Origin of the sequence: Rhizobium sp. C1, from assembly GCF_021026335.1 — a bacterium.
In the GTDB taxonomy this organism is placed as follows: domain Bacteria; phylum Pseudomonadota; class Alphaproteobacteria; order Rhizobiales; family Rhizobiaceae; genus Ensifer_A.
Map to the genome: position 1 here is coordinate 17,265 of NZ_JAJNCY010000005.1, position 18,850 is coordinate 36,114.

At 62.9% G+C, this 18,850-nt stretch carries 16 protein-coding genes and 3 pseudogenes; 7 read left to right on the forward strand and 12 right to left on the reverse strand.

Going from position 1 to position 18,850, the window contains the following annotated elements:
* Positions 1-38 precede the first annotated feature (38 nt).
* From LQK83_RS12080 to argE, 3 genes are read right to left on the reverse strand one after another with little or no spacing between them, the layout of a single operon-like run.
* Positions 39-392: a cupin domain-containing protein gene (locus LQK83_RS12080; protein ID WP_230837667.1), complete on the reverse strand. Its 354-nt coding sequence runs from the start codon at positions 390-392 to the stop codon at positions 39-41.
* Positions 393-418: 26 nt separating this feature from the next.
* Entirely contained in the window at positions 419-1,342 is a 924-nt protein-coding gene (locus LQK83_RS12085) for a 2-hydroxyacid dehydrogenase (RefSeq protein WP_230837668.1), read from the reverse strand.
* Positions 1,343-1,354: 12 nt separating this feature from the next.
* A complete protein-coding gene (argE, locus tag LQK83_RS12090; protein WP_230837669.1) occupies positions 1,355-2,479 on the reverse strand; it encodes an acetylornithine deacetylase in 1,125 nt (374 codons plus the stop codon).
* A gap of 236 nt (positions 2,480-2,715) precedes the next feature.
* Between argE and LQK83_RS12095 the strand changes: the two genes are divergently transcribed.
* Entirely contained in the window at positions 2,716-3,603 is an 888-nt protein-coding gene (locus LQK83_RS12095) for a GNAT family N-acetyltransferase (protein ID WP_230837926.1), read from the forward strand.
* Between the two features lie 35 nt (positions 3,604-3,638).
* Here LQK83_RS12095 and LQK83_RS12100 read toward each other — a convergent pair.
* A pseudogene (locus LQK83_RS12100) lies at positions 3,639-3,824 on the reverse strand (IS3 family transposase); the annotation flags it as partial.
* Positions 3,825-3,831: 7 nt separating this feature from the next.
* Here LQK83_RS12100 and LQK83_RS12105 point away from each other — a divergent pair.
* Positions 3,832-4,181, forward strand: a pseudogene (locus tag LQK83_RS12105) (DDE-type integrase/transposase/recombinase); the annotation flags it as partial.
* A 69-nt stretch (positions 4,182-4,250) separates the two neighbouring features.
* Here LQK83_RS12105 and LQK83_RS12110 read toward each other — a convergent pair.
* The 6 genes from LQK83_RS12110 to LQK83_RS12135 all read right to left on the reverse strand — a co-directional run bounded on the left by LQK83_RS12110 (position 4,251) and on the right by LQK83_RS12135 (position 10,879).
* A complete protein-coding gene (locus tag LQK83_RS12110; RefSeq protein WP_230837670.1) occupies positions 4,251-4,808 on the reverse strand; it encodes a maleylpyruvate isomerase N-terminal domain-containing protein in 558 nt (185 codons plus the stop codon).
* Positions 4,805-5,908 carry a cupin domain-containing protein gene (locus LQK83_RS12115; protein WP_230837671.1) on the reverse strand — a complete coding sequence of 368 codons (1,104 nt, stop codon included), beginning with the start codon at positions 5,906-5,908 and terminating at the stop codon, positions 4,805-4,807. Before LQK83_RS12115 ends, LQK83_RS12110 begins: the two co-directional genes overlap by 4 nt.
* Before the next feature lie 35 nt (positions 5,909-5,943).
* Positions 5,944-6,591 carry a maleylacetoacetate isomerase gene (gene maiA / locus LQK83_RS12120; protein WP_230837672.1) on the reverse strand — a complete coding sequence of 216 codons (648 nt, stop codon included), beginning with the start codon at positions 6,589-6,591 and terminating at the stop codon, positions 5,944-5,946.
* The gene (locus LQK83_RS12125; RefSeq protein WP_230837673.1) at positions 6,588-7,283 is read right to left on the reverse strand and encodes a fumarylacetoacetate hydrolase family protein; all 696 of its coding nucleotides are present in this window, start codon (positions 7,281-7,283) and stop codon (positions 6,588-6,590) included. Before LQK83_RS12125 ends, maiA begins: the two co-directional genes overlap by 4 nt.
* A 79-nt stretch (positions 7,284-7,362) precedes the next feature.
* A complete protein-coding gene (locus LQK83_RS12130; RefSeq protein WP_230837674.1) occupies positions 7,363-8,088 on the reverse strand; it encodes an alpha/beta fold hydrolase in 726 nt (241 codons plus the stop codon).
* A 31-nt stretch (positions 8,089-8,119) separates the two neighbouring features.
* Positions 8,120-10,879, reverse strand: coding sequence for a benzoate-CoA ligase family protein (locus LQK83_RS12135; protein ID WP_230837675.1), 2,760 nt, complete (start codon positions 10,877-10,879; stop codon positions 8,120-8,122).
* A gap of 296 nt (positions 10,880-11,175) precedes the next feature.
* Between LQK83_RS12135 and LQK83_RS12140 the strand changes: the two genes are divergently transcribed.
* Entirely contained in the window at positions 11,176-11,973 is a 798-nt protein-coding gene (locus tag LQK83_RS12140; protein WP_230837676.1) for an IclR family transcriptional regulator, read from the forward strand.
* 113 nt (positions 11,974-12,086) lie between these two features.
* Here LQK83_RS12140 and LQK83_RS12145 read toward each other — a convergent pair.
* Positions 12,087-12,260: pseudogene (locus LQK83_RS12145) on the reverse strand (integrase); the annotation flags it as partial.
* Positions 12,261-12,336: 76 nt separating this feature from the next.
* Positions 12,337-13,206: a LysR substrate-binding domain-containing protein gene (locus LQK83_RS12150; RefSeq protein WP_230837677.1), complete on the reverse strand. Its 870-nt coding sequence runs from the start codon at positions 13,204-13,206 to the stop codon at positions 12,337-12,339.
* Between the two features lie 156 nt (positions 13,207-13,362).
* Here LQK83_RS12150 and tkt point away from each other — a divergent pair, with 156 nt between their 5' ends.
* The 4 genes from tkt (at position 13,363) to LQK83_RS12170 (ending at position 18,713) form a co-directional block, all read left to right on the forward strand.
* On the forward strand, positions 13,363-15,336 hold the full coding sequence (gene tkt / locus LQK83_RS12155) for a transketolase (protein ID WP_230837678.1): 1,974 nt from the start codon (positions 13,363-13,365) through the stop codon (positions 15,334-15,336).
* On the forward strand, positions 15,333-16,289 hold the full coding sequence (locus tag LQK83_RS12160) for an NAD(P)-dependent oxidoreductase (protein WP_230837679.1): 957 nt from the start codon (positions 15,333-15,335) through the stop codon (positions 16,287-16,289). Before tkt ends, LQK83_RS12160 begins: the two co-directional genes overlap by 4 nt.
* Positions 16,290-16,398: 109 nt before the next feature.
* Entirely contained in the window at positions 16,399-17,679 is a 1,281-nt protein-coding gene (locus LQK83_RS12165; protein WP_230837680.1) for a glycerate kinase type-2 family protein, read from the forward strand.
* A gap of 47 nt (positions 17,680-17,726) precedes the next feature.
* Positions 17,727-18,713 carry a LysR family transcriptional regulator gene (locus LQK83_RS12170; protein ID WP_230837681.1) on the forward strand — a complete coding sequence of 329 codons (987 nt, stop codon included), beginning with the start codon at positions 17,727-17,729 and terminating at the stop codon, positions 18,711-18,713.
* The last annotated feature ends 137 nt before the right edge of the window (positions 18,714-18,850 follow it).

The window sequence follows — 18,850 nt, forward strand, 5'->3', positions numbered from 1 at the left end:
GCGCCTGCGCAGTGATGGGGAGGCAATGCTCCGTTGCGTCAGTTGACGACGACGTAGATCTTGCGCACCGTTTCGATCGTCTTCCAGATGCCGGTAAAGCCGGGCTTCATGACAAAGCTGTCGCCCGCCTTGTAAATCACCGGTTCGCCGCCATCGGGCGTAATTTCGACGACGCCGGACAGGATATGGCAGAACTCGAAGACCTCGCCCTTGATCGATTTGGTTTCGCCAGGCGTCGCTTCCCACACGCCGGAGAGAACCTTGCCGTCCTTGGCCTCGTCCATGGCCCAGGTCTTGAAGGCCGGCGATCCTGCGATCAGACGCTCCGGCAGCGGTCCGGATTCCTTGGGGTTGAAGGTCGGGTTCGGGTCGAGCGTTTTCAGGAGAGACATAGTGTTCCTTTCGAGGGTTGTTCGGGTCAATAGCCGCGTACGCGGTCGACAAGACCGATGGGATCGCGGCCGGAGAGATGCAGCTGGATATTCTCTATGACGGCGCGGGCCGCCGTTTCCGGCTGGGTGACACTGGCAATATGCGGGGTGAGGATGATCTTCGGATGCCGCCAGAGCGGATGATCGGCGGGTAGGGGCTCCGGATCGGTGACATCGATCATGGCCGCAGAGAGGTGGTCGCTGTCCAGCGCCTCAATGAGCGCGCTCTGATCGAGCTGCGGGCCGCGCCCCGTATGGATCAGCGCAGCCCCTTGCGGAAGTTTCGCAAAGAGATCGGCGTTCAGGAACCCGCGCGTTTCTTCCGTCAGCGGCAGCAGGCAGACGAGTATGTCGGTTTGCGCCAGCATGGTCTCAAGCCCGGCCGCACCGTGATGGCAGGTGACGCCATCAAGCTCACGCGGGCTGCGGCTCCAGCCGGACAGCGGGAAGCCGAGCGGCTTCAGCCGATCGAGCACTGCCTGTGCCAGCATGCCAAGGCCAAGAATGCCGACGCGACGGTCTTGCGCCTGCATCTGCGGCATCGACAACCAGACTCCCTGCCGCTGCCGGTCGAGATAGGCGGGCAGATTACGATGCAGGGCAAGCGTGGCCAGCAGCACATATTCCTGCATCATCCGCACGATCCCGTCCTCGACCATGCGCACGACCTTCACATGCTCGGGAATCGCCGCGAGATTAAGCTGGTCGACGCCCGCCCCGATCGAAAAGAGGATTTCGAGATTGCGGTAGCGCGCCAGATCGGCGGGCGCCGTCCAGGTGATGAGATAGCGCACGGCGTCGGCATCGACGCTCGCCGCATCCATGCTGAAGGGGATCTCGGGCAGGGCCTGCGCGAAGGCATCGGCAAAGATTGTGCCGCGCCTGGCGTCCGAATTGAAGAGAAAGGTCATCGGTTTGTTGTCCTATGCCGTGCAGCGTTGCCCCAGCGCCTCGATGAAGCGCTGGCAGGCGACAAGCTCGCTTTCGAGAATGAACTCGTCCGGCTTGTGGGCGCGGCCAATGTCGCCGGGGCCGCAGATCAGCGCGTCGATGCCGGCGGCCTGATAGAGCCCGGCCTCGGTTCCGTAGCTGACGGCGCCGAGCGGCGTCTGGCCGGTCAGTTCCTCCAACAGATGCGCGAGCGGGCTGCTCGCGGCAAGCGCCAGCGCCGGATAGGCGCTCATCTCGTCCCATTCGACGACGAAGCCGTGATCGCGCAACGCTTCCGCCACCTTGCGGATGGGCCCGAGTAGATCGCGGGGATTGACGCCCGATATGGCGCGGGCTTCCATCTCCAGCGAGCATAGGTCCGGCACGATATTGATGGCCTTGCCGCCCGCGATGACGCCGGCCTGCAGTGAGGAATAAGCCGGCTCGAAAGCCGCATCGAACGGGCCGTGCGCCAGGTGTGCCGCCTGATCGATCGCGGCATTGAGTATGCCCGCCATGGCATGGATGGAATTGAGCCCCAGATCAGGGCGCGAGGAATGGCCGGCCCGCCCCCGGATCGTGACCCGCGCGGCGGCCTTGCCCTTATGGGCAAGTACAGGACGCATGTTGCTCGGTTCGCCGATGATGGCGCCCAGCGGCGGCGCGCAAAGCGCCGGCAGCCGGGCGATCAGATGCGGCACACCGCGGCAGCCTGCCTCCTCGTCATAGGAAAAGGCAAGGTGGACCGGCCGCATGAGCCCCGCCGTGGCGAGCTGTGGAACGGCAGCAAGCGCCGCGGCCAGATAGCCCTTCATGTCGGTCGTTCCGCGGCCGAAAAGCTTGTCGCCGTCACGGCGCAGGGTAAAGGGATGGGTGGTCCATTCGCCGGCTTCTGCCGGAACGACATCCATATGGCCGGAGAGGATATAGCCGGGGAGATCGCCCGGCCCGATCGTGGCGAAGAGATTGCTGCGATCGCCTTCCGGTCCTGCAAGGACATGCGCGGTTACGCCATGACTGGCGAGATAGTCGCTGATCCATGACGCGATCCCACCATTCGGCGTGCCGACAACGCTGTCGAAGGACACGAGCTTTTCCAGAATTTCCGTCGCGTTCATGAATTCCCCGGTGCAGCCTGCAGTGGATTGTGACATGGTTCGGCAGGGTCTCAGAATGGCTGTTTTCAGCGGGATTCCATGCCGAACCTGTCTGCCATTCGGTCGAATGTTGTGCTGTGAAGGATTTTTCGAGCAAAATATGCGGTCACGCATGGTTAGGATAATTCTGCTGCCTTACATCGAAGGCGCAGTGTGCTCTGAATTATTTCGAGGATTGATCGGTGGCCGAGACAGTGATGCCGGGCGAAAGGCTCCAGATTGACGCCTTTGCGATACAGATCGGCGATGTCGTCCATGCCGATCTTGAACAGCTTCATACGCTGTCGATTTCCGTCGGCTGGCCGCATCGCGGTGCCGACTGGCAATTTCTGCGTGAGGTCGGCAAGGGCGTCGTCGCGACTGACGACATCGGCCGCATCATGAGTTCGGCCATGTGGTTCCGCCATTCGCCCGAGCTTGCGACGATCGGCATGGTGATCACGTCACCGCGCTTGCAGACGCAGGGCACAGGCCTCTGGCTGATGGAATATGCGCTGAAGGACCTTGAGGGCGTCAACCTGCGTCTCAATGCCACGCGCGCGGCCCAGCGGCTTTATCTCTCGCTGGGCTTCAAGCCGGAGAAGACGGTCTATCAATGTCAGGGTGTCGTCACCAATCCCCCTGCAGAACATCCGGTTTCCGGCGATTTGCGCGCTCTGACGGACGACGATCTCGCCGCTGCGATCGCGCTGGATGCGAGCGCCTTCGGCGTTTCGAGGGCAGTCCTTATGGAGAAGCTCTTTCAGCATTCACGCGGCTATGGCCTCTTCCGTAACGGCGCGCTGCAAGCCTTTTCGCTCTGCCGCCGCTTCGGACGCGGCCATGTGGTCGGCCCCATCGTCGCGGCGGATGATGAGGACGCCATCGCTGTCGTCTCACCGCATATCCGCGATCACAAGGATACATTCCTGCGTCTCGATACCCATTTCGAGACAGGCGACTTCGCGTTCCATGTCGTACATAGCGGCCTGACGGTGTTTGACACTGTGCTGACCATGTCATTCGGCAAGACACTAGCGGATTACATATTGGACGCGGCGAACGCGCCAAGAATCTACAGTCTCGCCAGCCAGACGCTTGGCTGAGTATGAATAGCCCGAGTTTCGTAGACACCCTCGGGTTATGATTTCTGCCTGTTTTCGAATTCAACAGGCGACAGCATTGCATTTCTGACGTGTTTGCGTTCGGTGTTGTAGAACATTTCGATATAGTCGAAAACATCCTGGCAAGCTTCATCGCGTGAACGGTAGACCTTGCGACGTATCCGCTCCCGCTTCAGGAGAGTGAAGATGCTTTCAGCCCCCGCAGTGCCAGCCGGACGCCTGACGCGCAAGCTGCTGAAGGCCAAGGCCGTGCGCCACGCGTTATGGTGACGGACAAGCTCCGATCCGATGAGGCTGCGAAACGAGACATCATGCCCGGCGTGGAACATCGATCGTACAAGGGGCTTAACAACCGGGCAGAGAACTCCCATCAGCCGATCCGGCGACGTGAGCGGATCACGAAGCGCTTCAAGTCACGGCGATATTTGCAGCGCTTCGCATCCATCCACGACCCAATCGCAAACCTCTTCCATATCTCCCGCAACGACATTTCCGCCAGCCACCATCGCGAACCGCGTCCCGCCGCGATGGACCAATACGCGAAAATCGCCCGGGTATGATCCTCTGCAGATACACAGCATCCCAGCTTGTCTCGCGACCGTTAAGTTTACGATGCCGCCGAGCAAACTTCATCTGAGCTCGATGGGGAGATCCGTCTTCCGTGCGCCTGCCTTGAGGTCGAGAGCATGTTGCCAGAGTGATTTTGCCCTCAACAGCGGCGTTTGACGGAGGTTGAACGATTTGCCTTTGATATCTGTCACGGACTGATCCCAGACGGCATCGGTCATGTCGCGCCATTCCACGTTCAGGTGGATGGCAGAATGTTCGAACAGATAGCGCAATGCACGCGACGGCTGGGTGATGCCGAACTCGAGATCATCGGGAGAAACAGCGGCCTCCTTGGGGAAAGGCGCGGTTTGCCCGCTTCTGGCCCAGGCCACGATTTCGCTGAAGAGCCGCGCCTGATATCCGACCTGGGCAATGAGGCGGCGGCGCGAAAAGCCGATGATCGCACTCGGTTCGTCGAGCGCATCGTCGGGGAGGTCGTTGAGGATACGGGCGAAATAGGCCGTGCCCCGCCGCGCCCAGTCGAGTTCGCGGGCCGGCGCGCCCGGCGCATCGTAGCGTGCGCCGAGCCCCTGCCGTTCCTTCAACGCAGCCCGCGCGTCGTCGAGAGCCGTGCTCATCGCTCCGGCTCCGCAACGTGCGTGCGCATGAAGTTCAGACGTTCCATGATCGGCGCGTCGGAGAAACGGAAGAGATCAAGCTGCGATTCCGCCTGCAGCGACCACGGAATCCAAGAGGGGATCACGAACATGTCGCCGACATTGAGCGTGTGGGTCACGCCGTCGAGAACGACCGCACCCTTGCCGTCGAAGACCTGGAAGATCGTCGAACCCACCTCGCGCCGGACAGGCGTCTCCGTTCCCTCACGCAGGCGGTGAAACTCGCAACGGATGGTCGGCATGACATCGCCGCCGGTCGTCGGGTTGACGTAGCGGATCGCGGCATGACCCTGTTCGACCGTCGCCGGCTGGCCTTCCTCTTCCAGAAGCAATTGCTCGGTCAGCGCCCGGTCGGTGAATTCCCAGCGATAGGCGCCGATCGGCGAATTGACCGTGTCGCGCAGACCAGAAAGCGGGCGCAGGCCCGGATGGCACCAGAGTCGCTCGCCGCGCGAGAATTTCGGCGTCGAATAATCCGTGACACGGTCGGAGCCGAATTCGAAGAAGCCGACATCCATCTGCTGGCAGAAGGGAATGTCGAGCCCGTCGATCCAGGCCATGGGATGGTCGGTGTCGTTGTGGTGGCCGTGGAAGTGCCAGCCGGGGGTGAGCAGCAGATCGCCGCGGCTCATGCGCACCGGATCGCCGTTGACGACCGTCCAGACGCCTTCGCCTTCGATGACAAAGCGGAAGGCGTTCTGCGCGTGGCGGTGTTCGGGCGCCGTTTCGCGCGGCCCGAGATACTGGATCGCCGCCCAGAGCGTCGGGCTGATATAGGCGTTTCCGCCCAGGCCCGGATTGGCAAGACCAAGGGCACGGCGCTCGCCGCCACGTCCGACCGGAACGAGTTCGCCCGCCTTTTGCGCCAGCGGCAGAAGATCGGCCCAGCGCCAGACATGGGGAACCGCCCGCGGCATCGGATGGCGCGGCATCAGGTTGCCAAGCTGGGTCCAGAGCGGCATCAGCTGCTGTTCCTCGAAAGCCTGATAGAGCGCGCGCAGCTCGGGCGTGTCCTCCGGCATCATCGCATTGCCATGGGCTTTATCGGTCTTGTCGAGCATGACGAACTCCTCCTGTGGGACGGCCTTGAGGTCTGTTAGCCCGCATCCGGCTGGTTGGGCGGCGCGGCGTTGTTGAAAGCGGGAATGGTGTCGAGACGTTTGAAGATGCGGTCTATCTCAGGCCATTTCTCTGTCGCGATGTCGAAACGGCGGTTGTTCCAGACCTGCGCATAGAGGCAGATGTCCGCCATTGTGGGCATGTCGCCATGGCAGAATGTGCCCGTTTGGGGATGGCCCGCAAGTTCGGCCTCCAGGGCGTCGAAGGTCAGCTCCACCCAATGGGTGAACCATTCCTTCTGCGCTGCCTCGTCAGCGCCGAAACGGTTGCCGAGATAGCCGAGAACCCGCAGATTGTTCAGCGGATGAACCTCACAGGCAATCATCAGGGAGAGCGCGCGAACCCGTGCCCGGCCATCGGCATCGGCTGGCAGGATCGGAGGGACAGAATACTTCTCCTCCAGCCATTCCAGGATGGCGAGCGACTGCGTGAGGTGCGATCCGTCCTCGCGCTCCAGAACCGGGACAAGCCCGGCCGGGTTCATGGCGAGATAGTCGGGTTGCCGCGTGTCGCCCCGGCGCAGCACATAGGGAATGTATTCATAATCCAGCCCCTTCAGATTCAGTGCCGCGCGCACGCGCACCGACGTCGAGGAGCGGAAGAAGTTGTGAAGCCTGAACGTCATGTCCGCGGTCCGATCGGTGTTTCGATGGAGCCGAGACCCTCGATCGTCACGACGCAGACATCGCCCGGAACGAGCGGTCCGACACCGGCCGGTGTGCCGGTCATGATGAGATCGCCGGGCGCCAGCGCAATCGAATGCGACAGGAAGGATATGACCTCCGGCACGGACCAGATCAGTTCGGCCAGATCGGCATCCTGTTTGACCGCGCCGTTGACGGTAAGCCGGATCGATCCCTTGGACGGATGTCCGGCATCGGCGACCGCATGGATCGGGCCGATCACTGCGGAGCGGTCGAAGGCCTTGCCAAAGTCCCAAGGCCGGCCCTGGTCGCGGGCAGCGAGCTGAAGATCGCGGCGTGTCAGGTCATTGCCGACGGCATAGCCCCAGATATGATTGAGCGCATGGTCCAGCGTAATGTCACGTCCGGCCTTGCCGATGGCAACAACCAGCTCGGCCTCATAATGAAAGTTCTCCGTCTGTGGCGGATAGGCGACCGTCTCGCCGCTGTCGACAACCGCATCAGCGGGTTTGGAAAAGAAGAAGGGCGGCTCCCGATCCGGGTCCTTGCCCATCTCGCGCGCATGGGCCGCATAATTGCGCCCGACGCAGAAGATCCGCCGTACCGGAAAACGGGAGTCCGTGCCGTGAACGGCAACCGTCGGGGTCGGCGGCGCGGGAAGAACGAGGGTCATGAATGCTTCCTTCCTGAGAGCTGGCGTTCCGCCTCGCGAGGAGCGGAACGCGAATTGTCGATAGGCGTATCCGGCGGGATCAGTCCCTGCCGGCTTCGATGATCTTCTGGGCGAGAAGCGCCGGCGCGGTGACGAAGGTCGAGTGGCTGCCGGGCATCGAAACGAGCCGGTAGAGCCCCAGCTTTTCCGACAGGCGCGGATGGAAGGGCAGCGATTGCGGCAGCGAGGTATCCTCCGTGCAATGCAGGAAGGACTTGCCGATCTGCATCTCCGCCGGGTTCTTCGACAGGGTGATCCGGTCGTTCATCGTGTTGAAGGGCTGCGGATTCAACGTGTCGAAAAGCGCCTGCGCCTGCTCGGCGCTCGCATCATTGATAAAAGCCTCGCGCAGGATCGGGAAGGGGAACAGAACCTCTCCCGTATCGCCGGCCAGTGCCGGGAACAACACCTGATAATGCGGCGGGCACAGGTCCATCAGGCTCTCGCCATTGTTGGGCACGAAGGCGCAGTAATAGATCAGGCGCCGCACGCGGCCGGGCGCGAGACGGTCCGCAGCTCCCGTGATCGGGATGCCACCCCAGCTGTGACCCAGCAGAATGGCGTCATCGATCTTGTTCTCGTCGAAATATTCGACCAGGGAGTTGATGGCGTCTTCCAGCGTGGTCGTCTTCCGGCTGTCGCCGGGCCGGTTGCCCTTCAGCGTCGGCAGGAACACAGTGTGCCCCGCGGCGCGCAGATGCGCCGCGCAGTCTTCGAAATGATGCCCTTCATGGCACGCGCCATGAACCAATACGTAAGTTGCCATAAAACTCTCCTCCCGTTTATGACGTTGAAATTCAGGCGACGATCTGTTCCAGCTCCCTGACAGGAGCTGCCGCCACTGCCTGCCGGTCGATCTTGCCGGTCCCGGTCTTCGGCAGTTCGGTCACGAACTCGACGATGCGCGGATATTTGTAAGGCTGGAGCCGAGACTTGACATAGGCGCGCAGCGCGTCGCTCTGCGCCGGGCTCGCCTCCTTGCCCTCACGCAACCGGATCACGGCGCGCAGCGTCATGCGCCGGTCCTCCATCTGGTGGCCGAGCACCGCGCATTCGTGAACGTCCGGATGCTCGTTCAGGCATCGCTCGACCTCGAGCGGCCAGACCCATTGGCCGGACACCTTGATCAGTTCGTCGGCGCGACCCTGGAAAAAGTAGTAGCCGTCCTTCTCGATGAAACGGTCGCCGGTATAGATCCAGTCGCCGCGCATGGTTTCGCGGGTCTTGTCCGGCCGGTTCCAGTAGGTCGGCGCAGACGAATGCCCGCGCACGAACATGACACCTTCCTCGCCTGCGTCCGGCACCTTGCCGTCCGGTGTCTCCAGGCGGATCTCATAGCCGGGAACACGCGCGCCGGCGGAGCCGATGCGATGGTCGGTGAGGCTGTTGGAGAGATAGATATGCAGAAGCTCGGTCGAGCCCAGCCCCTCTGTCGGTCCATGACCGGTCAGCGCTTTCCAGGCCTCGTAAATATCCTGGGAAAGAACCTCTGCCGCCGACATCGACTGGCGCAACGAACTGAGGTCGCGCCGTTTGACGGATTCGGCGCGCGCCAGCGAGGTATAGAGCGTCGGCAGGCCAAACAGCACGGTTGGCCGGAAGGTCTCGATGGTCTCGAGCACCGCGTCCGCGCGCGGCTGGCCCGGCATCAGAACGGTGGTGGCACCGATCGAAAAGGGGAAGGTGAAGGCATTGCCGAAGCCATAGGCAAAGAAGATCTTCGGCACCGAGAAGCAGATATCGTCTTCCGTGAGCTTCAGCACATGGCGGCCGAAGGACGCCTGCGTATAGGCCATGTCGTGATGAAGATGGACGATACCCTTCGGCCGGCCGGTCGAGCCGGAAGAGTACATCCAGAAGGCCATGTCGTCCGGCCCGGTTGATGCGCAGGCCAGCATTGTCGGGTGACCGGCCAGGAAGTCGGAAGCGGCGCGCTGCTTCTCGCCCTTTGCCGCCCCGTTGGCGACGACGATGGTCTTGAGCGATGTTCCCTTCAGAACGTCGTCGGAGAAGACATCGAGAAAGGTGGACTCGCACAGGGCAATCCTCGCGCCGGTATCCTGCAGGAAATAGTTCAGCACGTCCGGCGGTGTCTGCGTGTTGAGAAGAACCGGCACGAAGCCCGCCCGCACCGCCCCGAAGAAGGCAGCCGGATAGACCGGCGTGTCATCGATGAAGAATGCGATACGCTCACCGCGTTGAAGACCGGCTGTGGTGAATGCATTGCCCCACCGTGCGGCTTCCGCAATCAGGTCTGCATAGGTCAGCGTTCCGGCCGGTCCCGTGACAGCAATCTTCCGGGGGTTGCGTTCCAGATTGTCCCACAAAATATTGGAGCAGTTGCCATGCGCGGCCTTGTCGAAGCCGATCTCGGCGGCACCCGGTACATGGGGAGCGACAGGATCTGCAATCACCGTGGATTGCCTGCCGCCCTCCGCCTCGTAACGGGCAGCGAATTCCGGAGCCATGCGACGCAGGCGCTCCATGTCGATGCGGCCCGACCGGGTGATGTAGTCGAAGGCGAAGTCGACAGGCGGGAGGTCCATCTTGCTGGCGAAGCTCTCGTACCATGTGGCGGAGGTGTTCGCCGCATCGACGATCTTCTTGGCGATCGGCTGGCGTTCGGCCTGATAGGCGGCAAGCGCCTCGTCCACATCGTCATGGCCCGCCAGGGCTCGAACGAGCGCAATCGAATCTTCCATGGCAAGGCGCGTTCCCGAGCCGATGGAAAAGTGCGCGGTGTGGACGGCATCACCGAGAAGGACATGGCGGCCCGAAACCCACTTGTCGCACCAAAGACGCGGGAATTGCCGCCACATCGACTTGTTGGTGATGAGCGGGGCACCCTCCAGCGTCTCGGCAAAAATGCCTTCGCAGAGCCGGGCGCTCTCTTCTTCGCCCATCCCAGCAAAGCCATAGGCCTTGAAGGTCGCTTCATCGCATTCGACGATGAACGTGCTGCGGTCCGGCTGGAAGCGATAATGGTGGGCGTTGAACGCGCCCTTGTCGGTCTTCACGAAGGTCTGCGTGAGCGTGTCGAAGGGACGCTCCGTGCCGAACCAGGCGAAGTGATTGCTGAAATGGTCGAGATGGACGCCGAAACCTGCTTCGTTGGAGCGTCGCACCAGCGAATTCAGCCCGTCCGCGCCGATGATCAGATCCGCATCCAGATCATCCAGCGACTCGATATGCTGCGAAAAGCGGATTTCGACGCCGAGAGCCTCGGCGCGTTTGCGCAGGATTTCGATCAGCTCAAGGCGGCCGACCGCCGAGAAACCGACGCCATCCAGGACCACCTGACCGGCAGGGAGGTTGAGCGTCATGTTGCGCCACCGCTCCATGGCCGGCGTCACCAGATCATGCGTTTCCGGATCGTCGGCCTTCAGGAAGTCCAGCGCCTGATCGGAGAAGACGACGCCAAATCCGAAGGTCGCGCCTTTGGCATTCTGCTCCGTCACGCGGAGGCGAACGTGCGGCATCATGCGCCGCAGCAGGATCGCCGTATAGAGCCCGGCCGGACCGCCACCCAGTATCTCGACTGAAGCCAGCTTTTTCATGAAACCTCCCGAATTCTTCAAAACTCCCTGAAATTGAGGATATGCAATTTTCTGTTCTGTGCAATACATTACGTAATGCGAAAAACGCAAAAAGTGATATTTGCCTGAATCCATTCGGTTTTCTTTTTTCGGACATCGATGTGGGATAGGCGTTTCAGATGCTTTTCAAATGCATTGGAGGTCCGTGGCTGCTGACTCAGCCTTGCGCCGCGATATCGGGAGGCACCTGTTCAAACGCGACGGCGGTGACTATCGTCGCCCTGTGATTTGCAAGCTTGTTGGGAGGGGATTCGGGCGTGACGGACCATGAAGATGACAATGATCGCCAGTCTGGCGGCATCCAGTCGCTCGATGCGGCCTTGAAGCTGCTGAACGCAATGCGGGCCTATCCGGGGCCGGTCGCGCTATCGGAACTGGCGCGCGATTGCGGCATGCCGCCAAGCAAGGCGCATCGCTATCTGACGTCTTTTGCCAATGCGGGCCTTGTCGTCCAGGCCGGGCGTTCGGGCAAATACGATCTCGGTCATGGCGCGGTCATGCTGGGGCTTGCAGCCCTCGCGCGGCACGACTTCGTCAACCGCGCATCGGATGTCCTGCCGGAACTCTGCCAGGAAACGGGTCTCACCGTGCTGCTGTCCGTCTGGGGCACGCATGGCGCGACAGTGGTTCGCTGGGAGCGGGCTGCAACGCCTGCCGTCACCTCGATGGGGCTCGGAACGATCCTGCCGCTTCTCAACTCGGCGACTGGCCGGGCTTTTCTCGCCTGGGCGCCGCCGGCACCCCTGAAGGATATCCGCAGCGCCGAATTGCGGGAGGCCCGCCGGACATCGGCAACCGCCGGCCAGCGGATCGTCAGCGATAAGGATATCGAGAAGCTGGTCGCGGAGACGCGTGAGCGCGGCTACGCTTCAGTCGAAGGCCGCTACATTCCCGGCCTTGTTGCGATCGCCGCACCGATCCTCGACTGGCAGGGAGAGGCACAAGCGGTCGTCACGCTGATCGGAACCGATCCGGAGGTCATGCAGCCCGAGTCCGGATCCACAAAATCGCTGATCGCCTGTTGCCAGCGGCTGTCATACGCCAAATTGGCATGAAGATGGGATTAGACATCGCCTTTCTCCTTTATGAGACACGCGAGTTTCAAAGCAATTTTATGAAGAACCAATTCGCCGCATAGGACAATGGTGAACTGCCTGTGCGCGCTGCATAAGCGAGCCGCCCGTCCGCTTTTGCGTGTCGCGCTGTTTAAATATTCCGATGCCTGCTGAACGGACCGATGCCGGGACCGCTCCATGGCCTCAAGCAGGGGAATGCCCCGATTGGCCGCCGCCGTCAGATAGCCTGAGCGGAGCCCATGCGCGGAAAACTCATCCGGATCGAGACTGTCAGTATCGGGAAGGCCCAAGAAAAACAAAAGTTCGCCGCCAATTTATGGCGCTCACCGAGCAAGGGTGAATTCAGATCAAGGGCGGAACGGAAAGCCCCAGACCCTCCAGCAGCCATGTGACGAAGAGGCGTACCGGCTTGCGAGTGGGGCGGTTACGCGGGAGCACGAGCCTGTGCCCGCTGTCGTAGAGTTTACCTCCGCCTCGCGCGAACGGGGCCACGAGTTGGCCGTTAGCCAGGCTCTCCTCGGCGAGCCTCACCGATTCGAAGGCGATGCCGAGCTCGTTCCGGGCAGCGGCGAGCGCCATGAAGCTGCGGTCGAAGCGCAGATGCCGGTTCAGCGGCCTGTTGACGCCATTGACCTTCAGCCAATCATCCCAGCGCACCTGTTTCTGTTCGCTCTGGATCAGGGGAAAGCGGACAATGTCTTCGATCGTTCCGATCCGGCTCGCGATTGCGGGCGCGCAAAGGGGCGTAACCTCTTCCTCGCCCATCGGAATGACGATCACGCTTTCTGCCCGAACCGGCCCGTAAACGATGTCGACATCGAAATCGTCGGGCGTGAAGCGGGCGTATTGCGTATCCGCTGACAGGCGCAGCTCGATCTGCTCATGCAGAGTCGTGAACTGCTTGAGGCGCGGCGCAAGCCAGAGCGCTGCGAAACTGGGTGCCGAATGAATGCGCAGCAGCGCCGAACCGCGCTGCCCCACATCCTCGATGCCGCGCCTGATCTCATCGAAGGCAACCGACAGCCGCGTCAGGAGGGCGAGCCCTTCGAGCGTTGGCCGCACACCTCTTCCCGCCCGCTCAAAGAGCTTGACGCCCAGCGCCTCCTCGAGCTGACGAACGGAATGGCTGATCGCGCTCGGCGACAGGCGCAACTCTTCGGCGGCCCCCTTGAAATGGCCGTACCGCGCCGCAGCCTCGAAACTGCGCAGCATGGAAAGTGTCGCTCCACCGATCATACACTTCGATTAACGTGAATCTGATTCATGAATCAATGAAGAAATGTCGTTTGTGTCTCAGGTATCGGATGGTTACGCATCGGGCCTGGCAGGCGCTCGGCGTGCCCGCACGGTCAAGCCACGGGAGGAACCATGGTCGACATTCAGCGCATGGCGCACGCAATCCGTTTTCTCGCCCTCGATTCAATTCTGAACGCCGGCGAAGGTCATCAGGGCGTGCCGCTTGGCATGGCGGAAATCGCCGCGACACTTTACGCGCGACATTTGAAGGTCGACCCGTCCGCCCCGCTCTGGCCAGACCGCGACCGAGTCGTGCTTTCCAACGGTCATGGATCGATGCTACTTTACACGTTGCTGCATCTTTCCGGCTACGAACAGGTGTCCATCGACGCGCTGAAAAGCTTCCGCAAGCTCGGCTCGATCTGCGCCGGCCATCCCGAGATCGAGCAGCACGCGGGTATCGAGATTACGACGGGCCTTCTCGGTCAGGGCATTGCCTGTTCGGTCGGCATGGCGGTCGCGGAAGCACGGCTGGCGGCGCGTTTCGGACAGGACCTCGTCGACCATCGGACGTGGGCTTTTGTCGGCGATGGCTGCCTGCAGGAAGGGATCGGACAGGAGGCGATTTCGCTGGCCGGTCATTTGCAGCTCGGCAAGCTGACCTTCCTGTGGGACGACAACCACATTACCGATGATGGCGATACCGCCCTTTCTATCAGCGAGGACGTACCGGCGCGGTTTCGCGCGGCCGGGTGGCAGGTTCAAGCGGTTGATGGACACGATATCGAGGCCATCTCCGCCGCGCTCGATGCAGCCAAGGCCGACCCGCGACCGTCGCTGATTGCCTGCCGGACGACAATTGCGCGCGGCATTCCCCGCCTTCAGGGGCAACGCGGCGGCCACAGCGCGCCGCTGAAGCCGGAGGATTCGCAGGAGGCGCGTGCGGGTCTCGCCTGGCCTCACGCGCCTTTCGAGGTGCCCGAGGATATACGCAACGATTGGCGCAACGCGCTTGCACGCGGCACCGACGCGCATGCCGCATGGTGCAGGCGGTTGGATGCCCATCCGGACAAGGTCGAATTCGAGCGCTGGATCTCGGGCGGACTTCCCGCCGGCTGGACGAAGCAGATTGGTGCCCTGCAGGCCGCCGCCTCAGCACAGGCCGCGCCGCGCGCCACCATCCAGTCTTCCGGCGATCTCTGCGACGGGCTTGCCTCGGTGCTGCCGGAAACCCTCGTTCTCTGCGCTGATCTGGAGGCGCCGACCAACCACAAGCGCAGCCGCTCCGCTTTCGATGTGGGCGACCGCAATGGCAGCTACGTTCATTGCGGCGTGCGCGAACATCTGATGGGCGCGATGGCGGACGGCATTGCCGCGCATGGTGGCTTGCGCCCGGTGAATGTAACCTATCTCGCGTTTGCCGATTACGAGCGGCCGGCCATGCGCATGGCGGCCCTGATGGGCCTGCCCGCGCTCTTCGTCTTCAGCCATGATTCCATTGGCGTGGGCAGCAACGGGCCAACGCACCAACCCGTCGAGATCCTCGCAAGCTTCCGCGCCATGCCGAACATGCTGGTTTTCCGGCCGGCGGATGCGGTGGAGACGGCCGAGGCCTGGCAGGTCGCCATCGAGCATCGCAGCGGGCCGAGCCTTTTCGCCCTCTCGCGGCAGGCGGCCTCACAGGTGCGCGAGGATGCGGAGGAAAACATGACCCGGCGCGGAGCCTATGTCCTCCATGGAGCCGGGGAGCGGCGCGACCTGACGCTGATCGCCACGGGCACCGAAGTGGGGCTTGCTGTCGCGGCGCGCGACGCGCTGGCCCGTCTCGGCATTGCAGCGGCTGTCGTGTCCATGCCCTGCTGGGAACTGTTCGAACGGCAAGATACGGCTTACCGGGCAGCGGTGCTCGGCACCGCCCCGCGCATCGGCATCGAAGCGGCGCTCTCCTTCGGCTGGGAACGCTGGCTGCGGCCGGAGGATCGCTTCATCGGCATGAGCGGGTTCGGCGCATCGGCGCGGGCGGAGGTGCTGTATGAGCATTTCGGCATCACCCCGCAGCGCATCGTCGAGGTGGCGAAAGAGATGATGGAAGGAGCAAGCGCGTGAGCCGTATCGTCTTTCTGGACCGGGCGACCATCGCCCCCGATATCGACGTCCCGCGCCCGGGCTTCGATCATAGCTGGGTCACGTTCGAGAAGACCGCGCCGGGCGAAACTGCGGCGCGCCTCAGCGATGCAGAAATCGCCATCACCAACAAGGTGCGGATTGATCCGGACGTGCTCGATGCCGCGCCCGGCCTGCGGCTGGTGGCCATTGCCGCGACCGGCTACGATTGCGTCGACATCGCCGCCTGCGCCGCGCGCGGCGTGACCGTGTGCAATATCCGTGGATATTCGGTCAACACCGTGCCCGAACACGTCTTTGCGCTGCTTCTGGCGCTGCGCCGCAGCCTCGTCCCCTACGTGTCGGAAGTCCGCGATGGCGCCTGGCAGCGGGCCGGACAGTTCTGCTACTTCTCCAATCCGGTGCGCGATCTTTCGGGCGCCACCATGGGCATTGTCGGCAGGGGCGGGATCGGCGGTAAAGTCGCGACACTCGCCGCCGCCTTCGGCATGGAGGTGATCTATGCCGCGCGTCGCGGCGAACCTGACGCACCCGGCCGCGTCCCCTTCGAGGAATTCTGCGCCCGCGCCGATGTCATTTCGCTGCATTGCCCGCTGACCGACAAGACCCGCTTCCTTCTCGATGCGCAGGCCTTTGCCGCCATGCGCCGCAAGCCCATCATCATCAACACGGCGCGCGGCGCGCTCATCGATCTGGAAGCGCTTCAACAGGCGCTTCAGGCCGGGCAGATTTCCGGCGCAGGGATCGATGTGGCAGATCGCGAGCCACCGCCCGGCGACGGTTTGCTCATGCAGCTTGCCGCCGATCCGCGTGTTCTGGTGACGCCGCATATCGCCTGGGCCTCGACCGAGGCTCAGCAGACGCTGGCCGCCCAGCTTTGCGACGTGCTGGAAGCCTTCCACCGCGGCGAGCCCATCAACCGGCTGACGCCGTAAAGATCGAAGGCGGGCGGGTTTTTCATTCGTACCGGCTTGAAAATTGAAGGAGAGATCGCTTCATCATGTCTTCCTGACATGAGCGCGATCTGGAAAGGCGAACTCGATCATGGACCCCAAGACCCTTCTCAGCGGCATGTTCGAAGCGGCCATCGATGCGGCACGGCCGGCGCTCGTGCTGCCGCCGGTCCTGCCGCCGCGGCCTGCCAGCGGCCGGGTTGTCGTGATCGCCGCCGGTAAGGCCGCCGCCGCCATGGCGGCGGCCGTGGAAACGGCCTGGGGCGGCTGCGAGGGGTTGGCCCTGACCCGATATGGACATGCGGTTCCGACACAAACCATCGAGGTCGTGGAAGCCGCCCACCCCGTGCCGGATGCGGCAGGGCAAGGGGCCGCGCAGCGCATCCTGGCGCTGGCGGAAAGCCTTGGCGCGGGCGACACGCTCGTCTTTCTCATTTCGGGCGGTGCCTCCGCGCTTCTCTCCGCACCGCTCGCGGCGATCACTCTGGCGGAAAAGGCAGCGCTCACACGCGCGCTGCTCGCCAGCGGTGCGACGATCGGCGAAATGAACAGCGTGCGCCGGCATCTGTCGGCGGCCAAGGGCGGACGGCTGGCCGCCGCGGCCTATCCGGCCCGCTGCCTCACCTATGCCATTTCCGACGTTCCCGGTGATCGACCGGAGGTCATCGGGTCAGGCCCGACTGTCGCCGATCCCACGACACAGGCCGATGCCCTGGCCGTGCTCAAAAAATACCGCATCGAGGCGCCGCCCTCGATTGCCGCAGTCCTCAGCGATCCGGCATTCGAAACGCCCAAGCCCGGCGATCCGCGTTTTGCCGGAAACTGCTACGAACTGATCGCCACGCCGCAATCGATGCTGTCCGCGGCAAAGGCGGTGGCCCCGCTGCCCTGCCATCTTCTCGGCGACGCCATTGAGGGTGAGGCCCGCGAAGTAGGTCGGGTCTTTGCGGGGCTGGCGCGCGCCGTCAGGGAGGGTAAATCGGCCTTCACCGCCCCTTGCATCCTGCTTTCGGGCGGCGAGACGACTGTCACCCTGCCGCAGCGAGCCGTGGAGCAGGCGATGGAACCGGCGACGGGCAAGGGCGGCCGCAATGTCGAGTTTCTGATGGGCTTTGCCAGCGAAATCGCCGGGCTGAAAGGTGTCTCCGCGCTTGCCGGCGACACGGACGGGATCGACGGCGCCGCGCCCGTCGCCGGCGCCTATGTGGACGGAACCACGGCGGATCGGGCACGGGCGTCCGGCTATACGCTGAGCGCCGCCATGGCGGCCTATGACGGACACGGCCTGTTCGAGCGGCTGGGCGACCAGATCGTCACCGGCCCCACCCACACCAATGTCAACGACTTCCGCGCCATCCTGATTGAAGCCTAGCGGCGCATCTATGCAGCTTTGCCGGAATTGCTGTAGAGTCGAAACGCATGCGCGATCTCAATCTCAAGGCCACCGAATATTTCGAAGCCGTCGCCCGGCTCGGCAGCGTCACCAAGGCCTCCGAGGAACTGGGCATTTCCCCCTCGGCGGTCAGCCAGCAGATTTCGCTTCTCGAGGCGCAGCTTGGCGTGAAGCTGTTTCGCCGCGAAAAGCAGCGGCTTATCCTGACGCTCGATGGCGACCGGCTGTTTCAGACGACGACCCAGGCCTTTGGGGCCATTCGCAATGCGCGCTCGGCGGTTTCCTTCCAGCGCGACCGGCGCAATTTCATCATTCGGGTCAGTCCGAGTTTCGGGGTCCGCTGGCTCGGCCCCCGTGTCGGCGCGTTCTGCGCCGAAAACGAGGAATGGAACATGCGCATCGACGCGACCCCGGATTTTACCGCCTTCGAGACAGAGAATGTCGATGTCGACCTTCGCTATGGTCTTGGCACGTGGAGCGGGGTCTCCGTCACGCCGCTGATGCACGATCTGGTTCTGCCGCTGTGCAGCCCCGCCTATCTGGAGCAATTGCGCCAGATCGATCCCGATCCCGCCCGGCAGCTCGCCAGGGCGCGGCTGATCGACAGCGTCAAGACGCTCTATCGCTGGGACCTCTGGCTTGCGCTCAATCACATCGACATCCCGAATGTGAGCTACCCCTTACGTTTCGACCGCTCGTCCATGTCCATCGAAATGGCCAAGCAGGGCGGCGGCATCGCGCTGGACAGCGTGACGCTCTGTCTCGGCGAGCTGGAGCGCGGCGAACTCGTGCCATTTTCTACCGCCTTCGACGTGATCGATTTTCCCGCCTACTGGTTCGTCTGCCCTGCGCGGCATCTGAACCGGCGTATCGTGCTGCGCTTTTTCAACTGGATGATGTCGTCCTGCAAGAACCACGACGATTCCGCCCGCGCGCATCTGGCCGGGCTCGGCTGCCGCTTCCGTATCGGCTCGCCGACCGAGCTCATCGATATCAAGCCGTGGGGGCTTTGACACGGCGCGCGGCAGAGTGAAGCGGCTGTACACCCATACGGGCCGAAGTTGTTAAGGCCTGCTTCAAAGGTCTTTCGTGTAATTTAAAATCATTCTTCCATCGCCAATGCTATCTCTTCCTCAACAAACAGTCGGGA

Coding starts and splice junctions, on each gene's coding strand:
- LQK83_RS12110 (WP_230837670.1), bottom strand. CDS start 4,808: ATGAGCACGGCTCTCGACGACGCGCGGGCTGCGTTGAAGGAACGGCAG.
- LQK83_RS12150 (WP_230837677.1), bottom strand. CDS start 13,206: ATGCTGCGCAGTTTCGAGGCTGCGGCGCGGTACGGCCATTTCAAGGGG.
- LQK83_RS12115 (WP_230837671.1), bottom strand. CDS start 5,908: ATGCTCGACAAGACCGATAAAGCCCATGGCAATGCGATGATGCCGGAG.
- tkt (WP_230837678.1), top strand. CDS start 13,363: ATGGTCGACATTCAGCGCATGGCGCACGCAATCCGTTTTCTCGCCCTC.
- LQK83_RS12135 (WP_230837675.1), bottom strand. CDS start 10,879: ATGAAAAAGCTGGCTTCAGTCGAGATACTGGGTGGCGGTCCGGCCGGG.
- argE (WP_230837669.1), bottom strand. CDS start 2,479: ATGAACGCGACGGAAATTCTGGAAAAGCTCGTGTCCTTCGACAGCGTT.
- LQK83_RS12085 (WP_230837668.1), bottom strand. CDS start 1,342: ATGACCTTTCTCTTCAATTCGGACGCCAGGCGCGGCACAATCTTTGCC.
- LQK83_RS12125 (WP_230837673.1), bottom strand. CDS start 7,283: ATGACCCTCGTTCTTCCCGCGCCGCCGACCCCGACGGTTGCCGTTCAC.
- maiA (WP_230837672.1), bottom strand. CDS start 6,591: ATGACGTTCAGGCTTCACAACTTCTTCCGCTCCTCGACGTCGGTGCGC.
- LQK83_RS12130 (WP_230837674.1), bottom strand. CDS start 8,088: ATGGCAACTTACGTATTGGTTCATGGCGCGTGCCATGAAGGGCATCAT.
- LQK83_RS12080 (WP_230837667.1), bottom strand. CDS start 392: ATGTCTCTCCTGAAAACGCTCGACCCGAACCCGACCTTCAACCCCAAG.
- LQK83_RS12170 (WP_230837681.1), top strand. CDS start 17,727: ATGCGCGATCTCAATCTCAAGGCCACCGAATATTTCGAAGCCGTCGCC.
- LQK83_RS12095 (WP_230837926.1), top strand. CDS start 2,716: ATGCCGGGCGAAAGGCTCCAGATTGACGCCTTTGCGATACAGATCGGC.
- LQK83_RS12165 (WP_230837680.1), top strand. CDS start 16,399: ATGGACCCCAAGACCCTTCTCAGCGGCATGTTCGAAGCGGCCATCGAT.